Annotated in this window: 17 protein-coding genes and 1 pseudogene; 12 read left to right on the top strand and 6 right to left on the bottom strand. The window is 41.4% G+C overall.

What is annotated here, in order from left to right:
• Positions 1-12: 12 nt before the first annotated feature.
• Complete coding sequence (locus tag C8R11_RS10480) at positions 13-495, bottom strand: hypothetical protein (RefSeq protein WP_090698439.1); 483 nt, start codon at positions 493-495, stop codon at positions 13-15.
• 232 nt (positions 496-727) lie between these two features.
• Between C8R11_RS10480 and ggt the strand changes: the two genes are divergently transcribed.
• The 5 genes from ggt to folE2 all read left to right on the top strand — a co-directional run bounded on the left by ggt (position 728) and on the right by folE2 (position 6,526).
• Positions 728-2,419 carry a gamma-glutamyltransferase gene (ggt, locus tag C8R11_RS10485; RefSeq protein ID WP_107795652.1) on the top strand — a complete coding sequence of 564 codons (1,692 nt, stop codon included), beginning with the start codon at positions 728-730 and terminating at the stop codon, positions 2,417-2,419.
• 169 nt (positions 2,420-2,588) lie between these two features.
• Positions 2,589-2,843, top strand: coding sequence for an exodeoxyribonuclease VII small subunit (locus tag C8R11_RS10490; RefSeq protein ID WP_090698434.1), 255 nt, complete (start codon positions 2,589-2,591; stop codon positions 2,841-2,843).
• Positions 2,833-3,726 (top strand): polyprenyl synthetase family protein, encoded by an 894-nt coding sequence (locus C8R11_RS10495; protein WP_107795653.1) that lies wholly within the window; start codon positions 2,833-2,835, stop codon positions 3,724-3,726. The genes C8R11_RS10490 and C8R11_RS10495 overlap by 11 nt, the downstream gene beginning before the upstream one ends.
• A gap of 36 nt (positions 3,727-3,762) precedes the next feature.
• A complete protein-coding gene (dxs, locus tag C8R11_RS10500) occupies positions 3,763-5,619 on the top strand; it encodes a 1-deoxy-D-xylulose-5-phosphate synthase (RefSeq protein ID WP_107795654.1) in 1,857 nt (618 codons plus the stop codon).
• 97 nt (positions 5,620-5,716) lie between these two features.
• Positions 5,717-6,526 (top strand): GTP cyclohydrolase FolE2, encoded by an 810-nt coding sequence (folE2, locus tag C8R11_RS10505; RefSeq protein ID WP_107795655.1) that lies wholly within the window; start codon positions 5,717-5,719, stop codon positions 6,524-6,526.
• Positions 6,527-6,546: 20 nt separating this feature from the next.
• Here folE2 and murJ read toward each other — a convergent pair whose 3' ends face one another.
• Complete coding sequence (gene murJ / locus C8R11_RS10510) at positions 6,547-8,085, bottom strand: murein biosynthesis integral membrane protein MurJ (protein ID WP_107795656.1); 1,539 nt, start codon at positions 8,083-8,085, stop codon at positions 6,547-6,549.
• A gap of 143 nt (positions 8,086-8,228) precedes the next feature.
• Between murJ and C8R11_RS16465 the strand changes: the two are divergent.
• From C8R11_RS16465 to C8R11_RS16210, 3 genes and pseudogenes are all read left to right on the top strand, one after another.
• Positions 8,229-8,525 (top strand): annotated as a pseudogene (locus C8R11_RS16465) (SPFH domain-containing protein); the annotation flags it as partial.
• A 203-nt stretch (positions 8,526-8,728) separates the two neighbouring features.
• Positions 8,729-8,989 carry a hypothetical protein gene (locus C8R11_RS16470; RefSeq protein ID WP_219908582.1) on the top strand — a complete coding sequence of 87 codons (261 nt, stop codon included), beginning with the start codon at positions 8,729-8,731 and terminating at the stop codon, positions 8,987-8,989.
• Between the two features lie 190 nt (positions 8,990-9,179).
• Positions 9,180-9,347, top strand: a complete 168-nt coding sequence (locus tag C8R11_RS16210) for a hypothetical protein (protein ID WP_170841592.1) — start codon at positions 9,180-9,182, stop codon at positions 9,345-9,347.
• Between the two features lie 271 nt (positions 9,348-9,618).
• Here C8R11_RS16210 and C8R11_RS10520 read toward each other — a convergent pair whose 3' ends face one another.
• A complete protein-coding gene (locus tag C8R11_RS10520; protein ID WP_107795657.1) occupies positions 9,619-10,350 on the bottom strand; it encodes a hypothetical protein in 732 nt (243 codons plus the stop codon).
• Between the two features lie 485 nt (positions 10,351-10,835).
• Between C8R11_RS10520 and C8R11_RS10525 the strand changes: the two genes are divergently transcribed.
• Genes C8R11_RS10525 through C8R11_RS10535 form a run of 3 tightly spaced genes read left to right on the top strand, consistent with a single transcriptional unit; the run spans position 10,836 to position 12,829 of the window.
• The gene (locus C8R11_RS10525) at positions 10,836-11,168 is read left to right on the top strand and encodes an HvfA family oxazolone/thioamide-modified RiPP metallophore (RefSeq protein ID WP_107795658.1); all 333 of its coding nucleotides are present in this window, start codon (positions 10,836-10,838) and stop codon (positions 11,166-11,168) included.
• A 46-nt stretch (positions 11,169-11,214) separates the two neighbouring features.
• Complete coding sequence (locus tag C8R11_RS10530) at positions 11,215-12,072, top strand: HvfB family MNIO-type RiPP peptide maturase (RefSeq protein ID WP_107795659.1); 858 nt, start codon at positions 11,215-11,217, stop codon at positions 12,070-12,072.
• Entirely contained in the window at positions 12,050-12,829 is a 780-nt protein-coding gene (locus C8R11_RS10535) for an HvfC family RiPP maturation protein (protein WP_107795660.1), read from the top strand. Before C8R11_RS10530 ends, C8R11_RS10535 begins: the two co-directional genes overlap by 23 nt.
• A gap of 117 nt (positions 12,830-12,946) precedes the next feature.
• Here the strand turns inward: C8R11_RS10535 and C8R11_RS10540 are convergent, their stop codons facing one another.
• Entirely contained in the window at positions 12,947-13,309 is a 363-nt protein-coding gene (locus tag C8R11_RS10540; protein WP_107795701.1) for a putative signal transducing protein, read from the bottom strand.
• A 262-nt stretch (positions 13,310-13,571) separates the two neighbouring features.
• Between C8R11_RS10540 and C8R11_RS10545 the strand changes: the two genes are divergently transcribed.
• Positions 13,572-14,471, top strand: coding sequence for a recombination-associated protein RdgC (locus C8R11_RS10545; protein WP_107795661.1), 900 nt, complete (start codon positions 13,572-13,574; stop codon positions 14,469-14,471).
• A 5-nt stretch (positions 14,472-14,476) separates the two neighbouring features.
• Here C8R11_RS10545 and C8R11_RS10550 read toward each other — a convergent pair whose 3' ends face one another.
• Together C8R11_RS10550 and serS are read right to left on the bottom strand one after the other, a co-directional pair.
• Positions 14,477-15,196, bottom strand: a complete 720-nt coding sequence (locus tag C8R11_RS10550; RefSeq protein WP_244907632.1) for a DUF6781 family protein — start codon at positions 15,194-15,196, stop codon at positions 14,477-14,479.
• 42 nt (positions 15,197-15,238) lie between these two features.
• Positions 15,239-16,555 carry a serine--tRNA ligase gene (gene serS, locus C8R11_RS10555; RefSeq protein ID WP_107795662.1) on the bottom strand — a complete coding sequence of 439 codons (1,317 nt, stop codon included), beginning with the start codon at positions 16,553-16,555 and terminating at the stop codon, positions 15,239-15,241.
• Positions 16,556-16,628 lie beyond the last annotated feature (73 nt).

The raw sequence follows: 16,628 nt of genomic DNA on the forward strand, positions 1-16,628 counted from the left end.
ACTATTCAGTAGCTACATGTTGGTAAACGCAAGCAAGTCTGAAATAAGTTTGTGAAATTCTGACTTTGGATCGGATGCATTATTGCTGGATAATTGCGCTGCATCAGAGCGTTCATTTGCAGGTTGTTCGCTCGCAGCGCATTTTTCATCGGTAATATTACGACAAAAATCGCAATAATTTTTCCATGCCGTGTTATAGCTGAGTAAACGGTCTTGCGGAATAAAGCCTCTCAGAACCTCAAAGTTATACTGCATTTCTGGTAAACGAGAACAAAGATATTGATTGATATTCTCCGGCCAGCGGATATGCTTGGGGTACATGCTGGCTAATTCTGTCTCTATCGTTTGGCGAAAACCTTCGATTGCTTCTTGGCGTCGCTTGCGATTAACAGCTTCAATGGCTATGGCAACAAGAACCACGAATCCCAATAGGAAAAAGGGCCAAAGTGGGACAGTTTCAAAATATTTGGAAATTTGTTCAGTATATGCTTCCAAAGCAACCCCTTATATTTATATCAAATTTAGATGAAAAATTATGCGTAGCCGGTGATTCAATTTTGTTTATTACTTCATATCTTAAATCACACATGGTACTGAAATAGGACGGTGAATCTTGCCATAGTCACGGTGATGTATCAATATAATATGGTATTTGTGTCACATTCTTTTTTATAGATTACAGTTCCATCACCATCAGAAATTTTTTCATTTGAATAAGAATAATGCCATGTTTACAAATCAATTTTTTAATAAAAAACCGATTCATGCTTGGCTTTTATGCCTTTTTTTTGTTTTCGGTTTTTTTGCAGATCGAAATTATGCAAATGTACCTGCTGCAGTAGTGTCTGCACATCCATTGGCGACAGCAGCGGGTACCAAAATTCTGAACGAGGGTGGCAATGCCTTTGATGCAGCTGTTGCTGTAAGTGCGGCACTGGCCGTGGTTGAACCTTATGCATCAGGTCTGGGTGGCGGTGGATTTTGGTTATTACATAACGCAACAAACGGTCGCGATATCATGATTGATGGACGTGAAATTGCTCCACTTGAAGCGTCTGAACATATGTATCTGAATCGAGATGGTCAACCAATTCCAGGTAAATCTCTCAACGGTCCCATTGCTGCCGGGATACCCGGAACACCTGCCGCGCTTGTACATTTGACTCAAAAATTTGGTCAGTTGACGCTTGCACAAAATCTGAAACCCGCAATTCAATTGGCTCGAAATGGTTTTAAAGTAGATCAACGTTTTGCACGCACACTGCGCTATCACGAAAAAAAATTAGCACAATATCCAGATACAGCTAAAATTTTCCTACCCGACGGAAAACTACCCGTCGCTGGTGACTGGTTTCGACAACCGCAGCTGGCAGGCACGTTAAATGAAATCGCAAAATCAGGTATGAATGGTTTTTATCATGGTTCTGTTGCAAAGGAATTGGTGCATTCAGTCAGAAAAGCTGGAGGTGTGTGGCGCGAACAGGATTTATATCACTATAAAATCGTAGCGCGCGAACCTGTTCAGTTTGAATATCGTAATACGCGCATAACAACAGCGTCATTGCCTTCAGCCGGTGGTTTAACACTGGCGCAAGCGTTTAATATTCTAGAATATCTGCCTTTAGATAAGGATGACTCAGATAACCAGGCGCACCTGATCACGGAGATATTACGTTTAACTTATAAGGATCGTATTGAACTGCTTGGTGATAGTGATTTTGATCAAGTACCTGCAAAAAAATTACTGAGTAAGGGGTATGCGCGTAAACAAGCTGCGTTAATTGATCCAGAACAGGCCGGGAAAAGTATATTAAAACAATCCATCGTCAATGAGGGTGTTGAAACGACTCATTTTTCGATAATAGATAAGGCGGGTAATCGTGTTGCAGCTACCATGAGTATCAATACTTTTTTTGGTTCGGGGTTTGTGGCAGGTAATACCGGGATTTTGCTCAATAATGAAATGGATGATTTTTCAAAAGGAAGAAATATACCCAATATTTTCGGCTTACATGGTTCACACGCCAACATGATTGCACCCGGAAAGCGGCCATTATCCAGTATGTCGCCTACATTCGTGGAAAACGACAAGGGTATTTTGATAGTTGGGACTCCTGGTGGCTCGCGCATTATCAGTATGCTTTTCCTGGTAATTTTAGACTATATTAATAACAACCAGATGGATCCGCAGAAACTTGTGGAAATACCACGCTTTCATCATCAATATTTGCCAGATTTTATACAGGTTGAGCCAGATGCATTTGATCCAGGTTGGATTGTTTCATTGCAAGCCAAGGGCCATGAGGTGCGCATCATGAGCCAAAAGTGGGGCAATATGCAACTCATTCTTTTTGACAAAGAGAATCAGCAGACAAGGGCGGCTAATGACCCGAGGGGATTGTCAGATACACATTATTAATAATTTTCATCTGAAAATCTAACAAGGATAGCTACTGGCTTTGATAATTCATGCAGTTCAATCTTCCATGCTAAAATAAAATTGACCTTGGATAGGTAATTGCGTTATTTTCCAAGGTTCATAATTTTTCATATTTATTATTTTTTACAGTCAATGTTGTCAAATTTTTATGGCAAAATCATCAAAAGCTTCTGCTTCTCCTCAACCTGAAAGTTTTGAAGCGGCATCGGCCGAGCTGGAAAAAATTGTTGCCGCCATGGAAGCAGGACAAATGACACTCGAAGCATCGCTCGCAGCCTATAAACGGGGCGCTGAACTCTTGCAATATTGTCAAAAACAACTTCAAAATGCACAACAACAAGTTCGAATACTCGAAGCCGATATGCTGAAAAACTATACAGTATCCGATACGCATGACCGTTGATTTTCACAGTTGGGCCAGTCATTGCCAGACATTGATTGAGAACTTTTTGGATTCGCGGTTACCAGGTACAGATTGTGTGCCTCGACGGTTGCATCAGGCCATGCGATATTCTGTCCTTGGTGGAGGTAAACGTGTGCGCCCTCTGCTGGCATTTGCCGCGGGAGAGTTAAGTCAGGCAGATGTTGATCGGGTGATTGTGGTTGGTGCCGCTGTTGAGCTCATTCATGCCTATTCGCTGGTGCATGACGATATGCCCAGTATGGATGATGATGTATTGCGGCGCGGGAAACCCACATGTCACATTGAATTCGATGAAGCGACAGCATTGCTTACAGGCGACAGTTTACAGACACTGGCGTTTGAGTTGCTATCAGAAAAAAATTTGACAGATGATACTAAAACACAATTGGGTATGATAAAACAGCTTGCTCGCGCTTCCGGTTCAAAGGGTATGGCAGGTGGCCAGGCATTTGATCTCGATAATGTCGGTAAAACACTTACGCTGCCTGAGCTGGAATTTATGCATATCCATAAGACTGGCGCCTTGATTCGCGCTGCAGTTATGTTGGGCGTACATTGCAGTAACAGTTTGAATGACACGCAATTGGAAAAATTAGATCATTTTGCAAAATGTATCGGCCTGGCATTTCAAGTCGTTGACGACTTGCTGGACGCTGAAGCGACCACAGCTACATTAGGTAAGACTGCCGGTAAGGACGCCGAAAACAATAAGCCCACTTACGTCAGTATCATGGGTATCCGGGAAGCACGCGCACTTGCAGAGAAACTGCAGCACGATGCCGATCAGATATTAAATGAATTTGGTGATGGCGCAATCCGGTTGCGTCAAGTTACCGATTTCATTATTAAACGTAAATTCTAGAATTTTTCATATAGACAATCAATTACCAGGTTTTGAATGTATTCACTGTTAGATAGTATTAATTCTCCCGCTCAATTACGTAATTTGGAACTTAAACAGCTACCTGAGTTTGCCAAAGAACTACGTAATTTTCTGATTGAATCAGTTTCAAAAACCGGTGGCCATTTGTCTTCCAATCTGGGCACCGTCGAATTAACGATTGCCTTGCATTATGTATTTAACACACCGCATGACCAGTTGGTCTGGGATGTTGGTCATCAGACTTATGCACATAAAGTACTCACAGGCAGGCGTAGTGGCATGCAAAAACTGCGTATGCAGGGTGGCATAGCCGGCTTTCCCAGAAGGAACGAAAGCGTATATGATGCATTTGGTACGGCGCACTCTAGTACATCGATAAGTGCAGCATTGGGTATGGCTGTGGCGACTCAACTGGAAAACAAAGACCGGCGCGCAATTGCCATTATTGGCGACGGTGCAATGAGTGCAGGCATGGCATTTGAAGCATTGAATAATGCAGGCGTTATGGATGCCAATTTATTGGTCATATTAAATGACAATGACATGTCCATATCCAAGCCGGTGGGCGCGCTCAATAATTATCTTGCAAAATTAATGTCGGGCCGTTTCTATGCCACAGCACGCCGCGCAGGTGAAAAAATGCTGGGTGTCGTTCCTCCTATGCTGGAACTGGCCAAACGCGCCGAAGAACATATGAAAGGAATGGTAACACCTGAGGGAACATTATTCGAAGAATTCGGGTTTAATTATATCGGTCCCATTGATGGTCACGATGTAAAAGTTCTGGTTGCAACGCTAAAAAACATCAAAAATCTCGAAGGCCCTCAATTTCTGCATGTCGTTACCCGTAAAGGAGCCGGTTATCAAGTTGCCGAAGAAGATCCGATTCTGTATCACGGTGTTGGCAAGTTTGATCCTGAAAAAGGTATTGTTTCGAAACCGGTTATCAAAACCGTCAATAAACCCGCCTATACGCAGGTATTTGGCGACTGGTTGTGCGATATGGCTGCGAGAGACGCTCGATTAATTGGTATTACGCCTGCTATGCGTGAAGGCTCAGGTTTGGTTAAGTTTTCTAAAGAATACCCGGATCGTTATTTTGATGTCGGTATTGCGGAACAGCATGCCGTAACCTTTGCTGCAGGTGCGGCATGTAACGGATTGAAGCCTGTTGTAGCGATTTATTCAACATTTTTACAGCGTGCATACGATCAATTAATTCATGATGTCGATATCCAGAATCTACCCGTACTTTTTGCGATTGATCGAGCGGGATTGGTAGGTGCAGATGGTCCGACGCATGCTGGCAGTTTCGATTTGTCATATTTGCGTTGCATTCCCAATATGACAGTTATGGCACCGTCGGATGAAAATGAGTGCCGGCAAATGCTATATACTGCTTTCAAAATGGATACACCTACTGCGGTTAGATATCCACGTGGAACAGGTCCTGGCGCTGAAATTCAAACAGAAATGATTGAACTCCCCGTTGGCCGCGGTGTTGTGCGTCGGGATGGACAAAAAATTGCTTTTCTGGCTTTTGGCAGCATGTTGACACCGTGCCTGGCTGCAGCGGAAGAACTGAATGCGACTGTTGCCGATATGAGATTTATCAAACCGCTGGACGATGCGCTGATTGCAACGCTGGCGAAGCGTCATGATTTATTAGTCACTGTTGAAGAAAATACGATTATGGGTGGAGCCGGCAGCGCTGTGATGGAGTCTCTGAGCCGTCAAAAAATTTGTGTCAAGACAATGCAGTTGGGTTTGCCAGATGCTTACGTTGAACATGGTGATCATGCTCAAATGTTAGCCGATTGTGGTTTGGATAAAACTGGTATTATTGAATCTGTCCAAGCATATTTATCTTAAATTGATCAAGAACTATTTTTCAAATACATTTCCATTGTTATCAGTCTGTCTGAAGTATTGTAATAAATTGAATAATCTCTTTTGATGGGATAGTGATATGAATAAAGAAATAGATTTGCCCATTGCGGATGTGCAAAGCACCTTTGATACGCGACGTATTGCAATTGATCGCGTAGGAATCAAAGCGATTCGTCATCCGGTTGTTGTCGCCGATAAAGATGATGGCGTTCAGCATACTGTTGCCATGTTCAATATGTATGTCAACCTGCCGCATAAATTCAAAGGCACGCATATGTCCCGTTTTGTAGAAATACTCAATGGCCATGAACGTGAAATATCAGTGGAGTCGTTCAAAACCATTTTGCAGGAAATGGTTAATAAACTGGAAAGCGATTCCGGACATATTGAAATGACTTTTCCTTATTTTATCGATAAAGCGGCACCTATTTCCGGTGTAAAAAGCCTACTTGATTATGAGGTAACTTTCATCGGTGAGATTAAAAATGGTGAATATAATTTTACAATAAAAGTTGTTGTTCCAATTACAAGTCTGTGCCCGTGTTCAAAGAAAATATCCGATTATGGTGCACATAATCAACGTTCACATGTGACGATTGCAGCGCGCACCAATAGTTTTGTATGGATTGAAGATCTTATTAAGATCGCTGAAGATAAGGCATCTTGTGAACTCTATGGGTTGCTTAAACGTCCCGATGAAAAATATGTGACTGAAAAGGCGTATGACAATCCCAAGTTTGTTGAAGATATTGTCAGAGATGTTGCAGATACACTGAATAAAGACAATCGTATTGATGCTTATGTCGTTGAGTCAGAAAATTTCGAATCGATTCATAATCATTCTGCTTATGCATTAATTGAGCATGAAAAAAGAACGGTTGATACCTAGTTAAAAAAGTATCACTGCTTCTAATCAGTATGTTGCCTGGAAAAGTCTTTTAGCCGAAAACCCATTAACCAGAGTGCCGCAAAATAACTGCTGGCGCCCGTTAAAATAATAAGGGTCAAACGGCTGGCACGCGTGGAAGCTGAATCGACTAGCCATGAGGCATCTGTGCCGCTTGTAAACCACAGTACAATACCCATGACAAGTAAGGCTGCCAGAATTTTAAGAATAAAAACGAACCATCCGGACAAAGGCTGATAAATATTGTGGCTGCGCAGCTTATAAAAAAGTAAACTTGCATTCAAGCAGGCACCAAGTCCGATTGCAAGTGCCAAGCCGGCATGTTTGAGTGGAATAATGAACGCAAGATTCATTAATTGGGTTGCAATTAAAGTAATCACAGCAATCTTTACTGGTGTTTTAATATTCTGACGCGCATAAAATCCAGGTGCCAGCACTTTTACCAGGATAAGTCCGATCAATCCAAAGCTGTACGCTACCAGTGCATCACGTGTCATCCAGACATCATGATCGGAGAATGCACCATAATGAAAAAGTGTAGTGATTAATGGCGTGGACAGCAGTGCCAGTGCCAGTGCTGCTGGCAAGGTCAATAGTATTGTCAGGCGCAAGCCCCAATCCAGAAGGCGTGAATATTCTTCTGTACTGTGGCTGTTATAGTGTTTCGCTAATGATGGCAATAAGATAGTCCCTAATGCAACACCTAAAAGACCTGACGGAAACTCCATCAGGCGATCGGCATAATAAAGCCATGAAACACTGCCGGTAATTAGCAGAGAAGCAAAAATAGTATTAATCAACATGCTGATCTGGCCTACCGAAACGCCGAAAACAGCCGGTCCCATTAATTTGATTACGCGCCAGGCGCCTTGATCTTTTGTTTTGAAGCGTATTCTCGGCATGAGTTTCAGATGTAATAAAAATGGGACCTGAAAACCCAGTTGTAATGCGCCGCCTATAAAAACAGCCCAGGCCAACGCTTGTACGGGTGGCTCCATCAATGGTGCGAGCCACAATGCGCAGGCAATAAACGAAAGGTTTAGCAGCGCTGGAGTTAACGCGGGAACGTAAAATCTGCCATATGTATTCAAAATGCCACCTGCTAAGGCGACTAAAGAAATAAACAGAATATATGGAAATGTGATTCGTAATAAATCAACGGTTAAATTAAATTTTTCTTGATCAGCAGAGAAACCGGGGGCGCTTGCATAAATAATCAGTGGTGCTGCGATGACACCGATAAGCGTCACAATAAAAACGGTGAAACTAAGAAGAGTGGCGATATGATCAACTAACCGACGTGTTTCTTCAGCAGTGCGCTTGTTCTTATATTCCGCCAGTATAGGGACAAATGCCTGTGAAAAAGCGCCTTCAGCAAATAAGCGCCGCAGCAGGTTGGGAATACGAAAGGCCACAAAAAAAGCATCTGTCGCCATTCCCGCACCAAAAATACGGGCAATTAGGATATCACGTAAAAAACCAAGAATTCGAGAGATAAAAGTCATGCTGCTAATAGCAGCGAGCGCACGTAGTAAGTTCAAAGTTGTTTGATTTATGAGGATTAACGTTTAATTTTATAACTTGATTTCAAACTTCTTATGATTGAACTTCAAACTCAAAAGTAAGTGTAATTGTTTTTGTACCAAAGAACACCGTCTATATTGTTGAGTGATTCGATAAATATAATAAAACAATGGAAGCGGGTTTCAGCACTTTGATCCCTTTTCTTGACCGTGTTGCCTGCAAACGTCCTTTAAAAGAGCAGGCAACTGATGCGCCCAGTCAAAGCACCATTACCAAAGATAATATTTCATTTATTGTCGATGGCATATTGTATCTTAAAGTTCTCGATCCGTATAAAGCTTCCTATGGTATTGACGAGTATATCTATGCCGTTACACAATGTGCACAGACTATACTATGTGCAGTTAGATTGGCCAAATGGATCTGGATAAAACTTTTGAAGAACAGGAAGTGCTAATACCAATATTGTATCCGCTATTAATGATGTGCAGGACCCTAGGGCGTTCAGGTATTGCGGTACGAAATCAAGGATATTGAACCACCACGCACTGTACTTGACGCCATGGAACGGTAAATGAAAGCAGAGCGTGAAAAGCGGGTGGCTACTCTTGAGTCTGAAGGACAGCGTCAGTCGGCGATTAATATTACAGAAGGAGAAAAGTGACGCAGGTATTAAATACCGAAGCGGATAAGGCTGAGCAGATATTTGAGGCTCAAGCCATACTCGCAGTCGCTGAAGCCGGAGCTAACGCATTGAAAATTATTGGTCAAGTCGCTAATACTGTTGAAGGTCAACGCGCGATACAACTTGAGCTAGCCGGTGATGCGATGGAAGCAAAAAAAGCGATTGCTAAGGAGAGTCTTCGGTTGTTTTATTGCCGGATGGCCAAACTCAGGCTGCGAGTATCGCTGCCGAAGTGATGACAATTATTAACACACTTAATAGAAATAAACCTACAACAAGTGATACATAGCCGTTAAAAAAACAAAAGAATTATTCAATAATTTTGTGCTACAACATTGAAAAGAGAGACAATATATTAATTGAATATATGAATCAGCATCAGGGGTAATTCTGGATAGTATGCGGATTTGCCATAATGATTTTTAGATGACATTTCTCGGCTTGGCAGCTGGTGTATTGTTACTTGTTGGATTAGGTGCATTGATAACAGGGTTAATGATGCAGCTAGGGAAAGTGCCTAAAAACTGGATGACCGAATTATCAAGTTTCGGCACTATAGGGAATAATTACCATGCCGCTATGGCGGTGGCTTAAACGACTGCAGAGTGGGAAGGTATCGGTCAAAGATCGCAGTAGCAATTTAATCGGATTTGAATTCGTCTTAACCTAGAACATCAATGTACAGACGGATGGTAAAGTTCTCTATTCAGGAATCGATCGGTGTGTGGAAATCTCACCGGAAATAAATACACGATCCGTTACTGCAGGCCACATGAGACACCCGGAACATAATAATGAATTCAATTTCATAAGACAGCAAATCAGGAAAAATTGTAGGTAGAATCAATTTTTCCTGATATATGGTTTATTTCAGATAACAAGTGATTTTCTTGATAATATTGGCTTCCGGCCAAGTCCATTGCAAACAATATTCAGCACCCAGTTTCGGGTTTTCAATTTCGGTTTCAATCCTGGTTTCACCTGTAATTACGGGCGGCAATAGTGCTTCTTCAGTCCCGTTATATTTACAATAAGCACGAGCTGATGCAATGGGTCGTCCTTTTGGCAGATCCACAACGAGTTTTACCTGATCTGTTTCATCGTCAATCACATGTGAAAGTTCACCTTTAGTTCGACCAAAAGCGTTGGTATAGTCATACGACAATATTGTATCTATTCCCTTGGTTGCCTTCATTGGGTTTGTAGGTAATGCCATACAAACCTGATATTTACTATGTTTGTCTTTTACTTGCTCTATAGGGAATTGGCCATTGATGCTGAAATTACCAATAGAACCAGAAGAAGCAATGTTTTTAAACCAGTAAACGTTATTATCTACATGACATGCTGTTGTTTTCTGTTGTTGCTTCACTGTGGCTCGTGTACCACAGGTGTCTTTAATCGTCAGTACTTTTTCCACACCGGAAATTCTGAATGTACCTTGGTTTTGTTTAAATTGTTCATACATCAGTACAGCGCCACCGGCTATGATTAGAAATCCAACTAAAGTGAAATCACTAAAAAGTATTACCGTGGCACCAAATACTATTATCAATATGTTGGCATAAAAAACTAGCTGGTTGTGTTTATCAAACATTCATTGCTCCTCAAATATCTGGCTTAAATAGTTTTTGTATTTATGATACGGTTTTAGCATCGTCATTTATTTTAATTATTTATGATCTTTTTTTATATATTAAGGTCATAAAAAAAGGCACATATTATTGTTATGCCTTTTTCTTTTATATTCAACTAAAAACTGAATATAAATGTTTCAAGTAGTGTTTTTTAAAAGGACTGAGTGTATCAGAGAGCAGCTTGCAAAAAAAGCAAGATTATGTAATGTTATGAGTACAAGAATAATGTATAGATTTTTAATATAATATATTGTTGCTCCTATAAATTATAGTATGCAGATCGCTCATTATTTTTGTAATTATCAACAAATCATAATCTTAAATAACCAAAACTTATTTTTTTATTAAAATCTGATAAGAACCTTTAATAAAAGACTGCAAGTTGATTTGTGGTTGTGATTGCTCAGTCAAGTACACGAATGCTAAACCTTTGATGGAGAAAATTATGTCAAAAAAATCAATGAAACCAGTATCAATTGCCGTTGGAACCGCTTTCGTAGCCACACTTGCCGCCGGTAGTGTTTCAGCAGAAGCTGACACAACCGCAAATCCATTTGCCATGAAAGAATTATCCAGTGGATATATGCAACTGGCTTATGGAGGTGGTGATGGCAGTAAAGATAAATCCGATAAAAAAGATAAATACGGTGATGGAAAAAGCGGTGAGAATAAAACCGATAAAGAAGGCAAATGCGGCGAAGGCAAATGCGGCGGTGATATGAAGAAGAAAAAAGAAGGTGACTCTGGTGGCAACAACACCGAGAAGAAAGGATACTAAAACAGCACTGCAATATGAATAATGGGTTGTTCTGCTGCACATAATCATGAACAAAGGATTTTATCCTGTTCATGGTGCCGGGCTTGGTCTGCGTCGTGCGCTTGTGCGTACTGTAGCAGATCAGCCTGTCAACTCTGTTGATTTCTGGGAAATCGCACCTGAAAACTGGATAGGTGTAGGTGGTTTTTACGGAAAAAAGCTGCATGCATTTACCGAACAGTATCCGTTTATTTGTCATGGTTTATCGTTGTCCATAGGTGGTCCTTCTCCATTGGATGAAGCGTTTTTACAGCGACTAAAACGTTTTTTAAGAACACACCAAATACGCTGCTACAGTGAACATTTGAGCTATTGCAGCGATGACGGGCATCTTTATGATTTATTGCCTATTCCATTCACTGAAGAAGCCGTTCATTATGTTGCAGGTCGTATTAGACGGGTACAGGAAATTCTCGATCAGCGTATTGCGATAGAGAATGTTTCCTATTACGCTGCGCCGGGTCAGCAAATGGCAGAAATTGAATTTCTAAATGCTGTACTGGAAGAAGCGGATTGTGATTTATTACTGGATGTTAACAATATTTATGTAAACAGTATCAATCATCGCTATGACGCCGAAGTATTCATGCAGAAAATACCGGCGTATCGTATACGCTATATGCATATAGCCGGACACTACAACGAGGCTGAGGACTTACTTGTAGACACCCATGGTGCCGATGTCATTGATCCTGTTTGGTCATTACTCGAAAAATCGTATCAACAGTTTGGCGTTATTCCCACATTATTAGAGCGGGATTTTAATATACCGTCATTGCAAACGCTGGAATTAGAAGTGAACCGTATTCAGAAATTGCAATCGAAGTGGCGGCACCAGAATCATGAACACTCCCAACACGCCTGATCGACCGGATTTTATAAAATTGCAATATGCTTTTGCCGCGCATATCCGCAATCCGGAGATAAACCCGCCACCGCAAAACATTGAAGAGCGGCGTATGAAAATCTACTGCGAGTTATTCTATAACAATGTAGAAGATTTTATGGCTAACACTTTTCCTGTATTACACAGTATTATATCCAATGAACGTTGGCATGCTCTGATGCGCGACTATTTTTTTCGTCATCGATCAAGTACACCGATTTTTCTGGAGATGCCGCGTGAATTTCTGAAATACCTGGAGTACGAACGTGCATTCGATCCAGCTGATCCACCTTTTATGTTGGAGCTTTCGCACTATGAATGGGTGGAACTTGCATTATCTACATTGGATGAAAAAATTGATCAAACTGGCTTCAATGCGTACGGTGATGTGCTGACAGGTATTCCCGTTGTGTCGCCTTTGGTGTGGGGGCTGAGCTATTGTTTTCCTGTGCATAAAATCAGTCCTGAATTTCAGCCACAGGTGCCCGGTGTGCAGCTGACACATTTGATTGTTTATCGCGATAAAGATGACGAAATACATTTTATTGAATCAAATCCCGTGACCACGCGCCTGCTACAGTTCATGATCGATAACGAATATATGAATGGTCAAGCTATATTGCAACAAATTGCGACAGAATTAAAGCATCCAGAGCCAGATATCGTCATTAATGGCGGCTTGGAGATCATGAAAGACTTTATCAGTCGTGGTATTTTATTGGGTGTGCGTATATGATATTTTCAGGAAATCTACCGGTAATCCACGTAATGATATGTTAAAAAGCAGTCCCGGTTTTATTGTACGTTTTAAAGCTTATGAGATATAAGCATGGATTCTAAAGAAGGTATCTGACTATTTTTCAATGTTTTTATGTGAAGCATGTGCTGAAGGGGATTGTGGTGTTGCCGTTTCAAGCCCGTTACCGCAATGCCAGCACAATTGAAAATTTGACGGATTTTCTTCCCCACATACGGAGCAGTTGATTATTGTATTAGTTTGCGGAATGGTTTCATACTGTTGAATAATTTTACGGCCGCGTTCATAATCCGTATCCCTTATAATCCAAACCTCCGGGTAGGCATGTGTAAACGGAATATCCCCCATGCCGCCCTGAGCATGCTGGTTAAATAATTGTGCTGGAATTAAGGCATGTTCCAGCATATCAAGCACAATTTGTGCCTCCATAAGATTATTGGCGGAATAGATTTTTTTCACGGCATTTTTTTCAATGATTAATTGCTGAATAGATTGCAAAAAAATTGTGCAAGTAGAGTTCAGTCAAATATTCTATAACATTTTGCTTTTTTTTAACCAGTTGAAAGTGTTTTGCACAGTTTACACTTCATATTTTCGTGAAAATCATCGTTTTTCGAGCCTTCTCGCTGTAAATGCAAGTGGGTTGGATTCGTTGTGAAAGCTTGAACAAAAAACTCTATATCCATAAAATTCTATATTATTTATATATTTATTCTAAAAAATGTGGTTTAAGAACCTGTTAATTTATCGAATAGCCCATGCAGAAATTACCCCGTTGCAATTGGGTGAAGCACTTGCCAAGCATGAGTTGCGAGAATGCACACAAATGGAGATGCAAAGCCGTGGTTGGGTGAAACCGCATGATAGTAAAGATGGCTTTGTTCATGTCTGTGGGCAACATGTATTGATCGCATTGGGTATTGAAAGAAAATTATTGCCAGCAGCAGTGATCAATCAACACGCTAAAAATCGAATTGAAACGATGGAACAGCATCAAGGCTATAAGCCCGGCAAAAAACAAATCAGGGATATCAAGGAAGCGGTATTAATAGAGTTGATGCCGCGCGCTTTTGCACAACGACATATTACTTATGCCTGGATTGATTTGACAGCGGGAATGCTTGTCATTGATACCGCCAATCTCAAACGTGCGGAAGAATTGATTGAGCTGTTGTTAGCAACTGTGGGCGGTTTAAGATTAATACCAATGACAACGCTCTCTTCACCTTCTGCTGTAATGACGCGCTGGTTGTCTGGTGATGAACCACCCGCTGTTTTTACAATTGACCGTGATTGTGAATTGCAGGGAATGGATGATGAAAAAGCCACAGTTCGTTATACCCATCATGTACTGGATGCTGAGGAGACTGTCAGACATATTAAAACAGGTAAAAAAGTAACACGTTTGGCCATGACTTGGGCTAATAAAATTTCATTTGTCTTGCATGAAAATCTTCAGATCAGACGTATCGTGCCATTAGATATCATCAATGAATCTACTGATATGTCAGATTCCTTGGAAGATCTTTTTGACAGCGATTTTGCCATCATGTCGGGTGAAATAAGTCAGTTTCTGCCAGATCTGATCCATGCACTGGGTGGCGAAAATCTGTCCCGTTAACCTGACTATTTTTTTTCTTGCGTATGGTCTTTTATACCCGAAAAAACACCCGTTGCAATTTTATGTATGAAACCTGCAGTACGCTGTGCAAGTTGTGCACTTGCATCAATTTGTGCATGACCTACAGAGGCTGCCTGTTGAGCAAAAGTGGCCAGAGTTTCTTTTAACTGAGTGCCGACAACAGTACCGTTATTTTTGGCATGATTTGCGGCATCGTGCAATATATCCGAAATGACACCTTTAGCTGCCGAGGCCGTATTTTGTAATGTATCCAGAAACAGGCTTTCCAGGCTTTCCAGATCAGTTTTGGTGCGCACCAGTTCTTTATCAGAAAATCTCTGTGCGTGACCGGCCGCTTCTTGAACAGCGAGTTTGGAAGCTTCTGCAAATCTCGCCAGTGCCGAATCCAGGCCTGAAATGGCGGCAGTAATCTGTGTTTTTGCAGTTTGTGACTGATTGGATACTGTTAAGAATTTCTGCTGCGCGCCTTCCTGAACGCCATTGGTAACAGCAGTAATAATGCGTCGAATGGAATCGATATCGAGTCGATCCGCCTTCATTGCTTTCAAGGTTAAATTATGGACAGTTTCCTGAATGTTCGTTCCTTCAACGAGTGCGTCGTGAATGTCCCTTTCCAATTGTCTCAAGTCGTCGTTTATATTTACGGTGTTTTTGTCAGTGGCCGAATTGCTATCATGGGTTGTGCTGCCGGTTTCTGTTTGCATGTTTTTCATCCTGTCAAATATAAATAGTGATGTTATTATGAATCATTGTCCTCCTACAATCCGTAACAGGTCAAGACCATTCATATAAGGTTGAAGCACTTCGGGAATCGATACGCTGCCATCAGCATTCTGATAGTTTTCCAAGATGGCGACCAGTGTTCTGCCGACCGCCAGACCGGAGCCATTCAGTGTATGTAGTAGCGTGGTTTTGCCGTTTTCATTACGAAAACGTGCTTGCATGCGTCTTGCCTGAAATGATTCGCAGTTACTACAGGACGAAATTTCTCTATACGTGTTTTGTGCGGGTAACCAAACTTCAATGTCGTAAGTTTTTGCAGCCGAAAAGCCCATGTCTCTAGTGCATAATGTCATGACTCGATAGGGTAGTTCCAGTTTTTGCAGAATCTTTTCAGCATGGTTTACTAACGTCTCAAGTGCTTCGTAAGATTGATCAGGGTGAACAATGTGCACCAGTTCAACTTTGTCGAATTGGTGTTGGCGAATCAATCCGCGGGTATCTTTACCATAACTGCCAGCTTCGGAACGAAAACAGGGCGTATGCGCGACAAATTGCATGGGTAGAAATTTTAGCGCTACAATTTCATTACGTATAATATTGGTGAGGGGTACTTCGGCGGTGGGAATCAGATAAAAACCAGTTGTGTTTTTATCGCCATGAGCTGTCTTTCCAGCGGTATTTACGACGAAAAGGTCTTCTTCAAATTTGGGTAACTGACCGGTTCCCTGCAAGCTGTCACGGTTGACCAAATAGGGCGCGTAGATTTCTGTATACCCATGTTCCTGTACATGAGTATCGAGCATAAACTGTGTTAATGCGCGATGAAGACGAGCCAGGCTGCCTTTGATTAGGCTAAAGCGCGCGCCACTTAGTTTTACGGCGGTTTCAAAATCCAGTAGCTTCAGACTTTCGCCAATATTAACGTGATCTTTTATTTCAAAGTTAAATGAGCGAATTTGTCCCCAGCGTCGAACTTCCTGGTTATCTTCCTCTCCACTGCCTTCCGGTACGCTGTCATGTGGAAGATTCGGTACCTCAAGTAAAATATTTTGCAGTTCAGATTGAATCTGCCCCAATATAATTTCAAATTGCTTGAGTTCGTCACCGAGAGAGGCAACTTCGGTAAAAATGGATGTTGCATCTTCTCCCTTGCTTTTAGCTTGACCGATCAGTTTTGAGGCTGCATTTCGCTTGGCTTGGAGCTCTTGGGTCTGTGTTTGAATTTTTTTACGATCAGCTTCCAACTGATTGAATTTTTCAATTGGAAAACGGTAACTTCTACTCGCCAATTTTTTGGTGACATGATTCAGATCGGTGCGTAGTAGTTGGATATCGAGCATGTAAACTCCAGTAATTTTTATTTTGAGGAAGTGAGCTTAATACTTAAAATATTTTGTGGGTATGTAATTAAGG

This window comes from Nitrosomonas aestuarii (assembly GCF_003046585.1).
GTDB classification, from domain to species: domain Bacteria; phylum Pseudomonadota; class Gammaproteobacteria; order Burkholderiales; family Nitrosomonadaceae; genus Nitrosomonas; species Nitrosomonas aestuarii.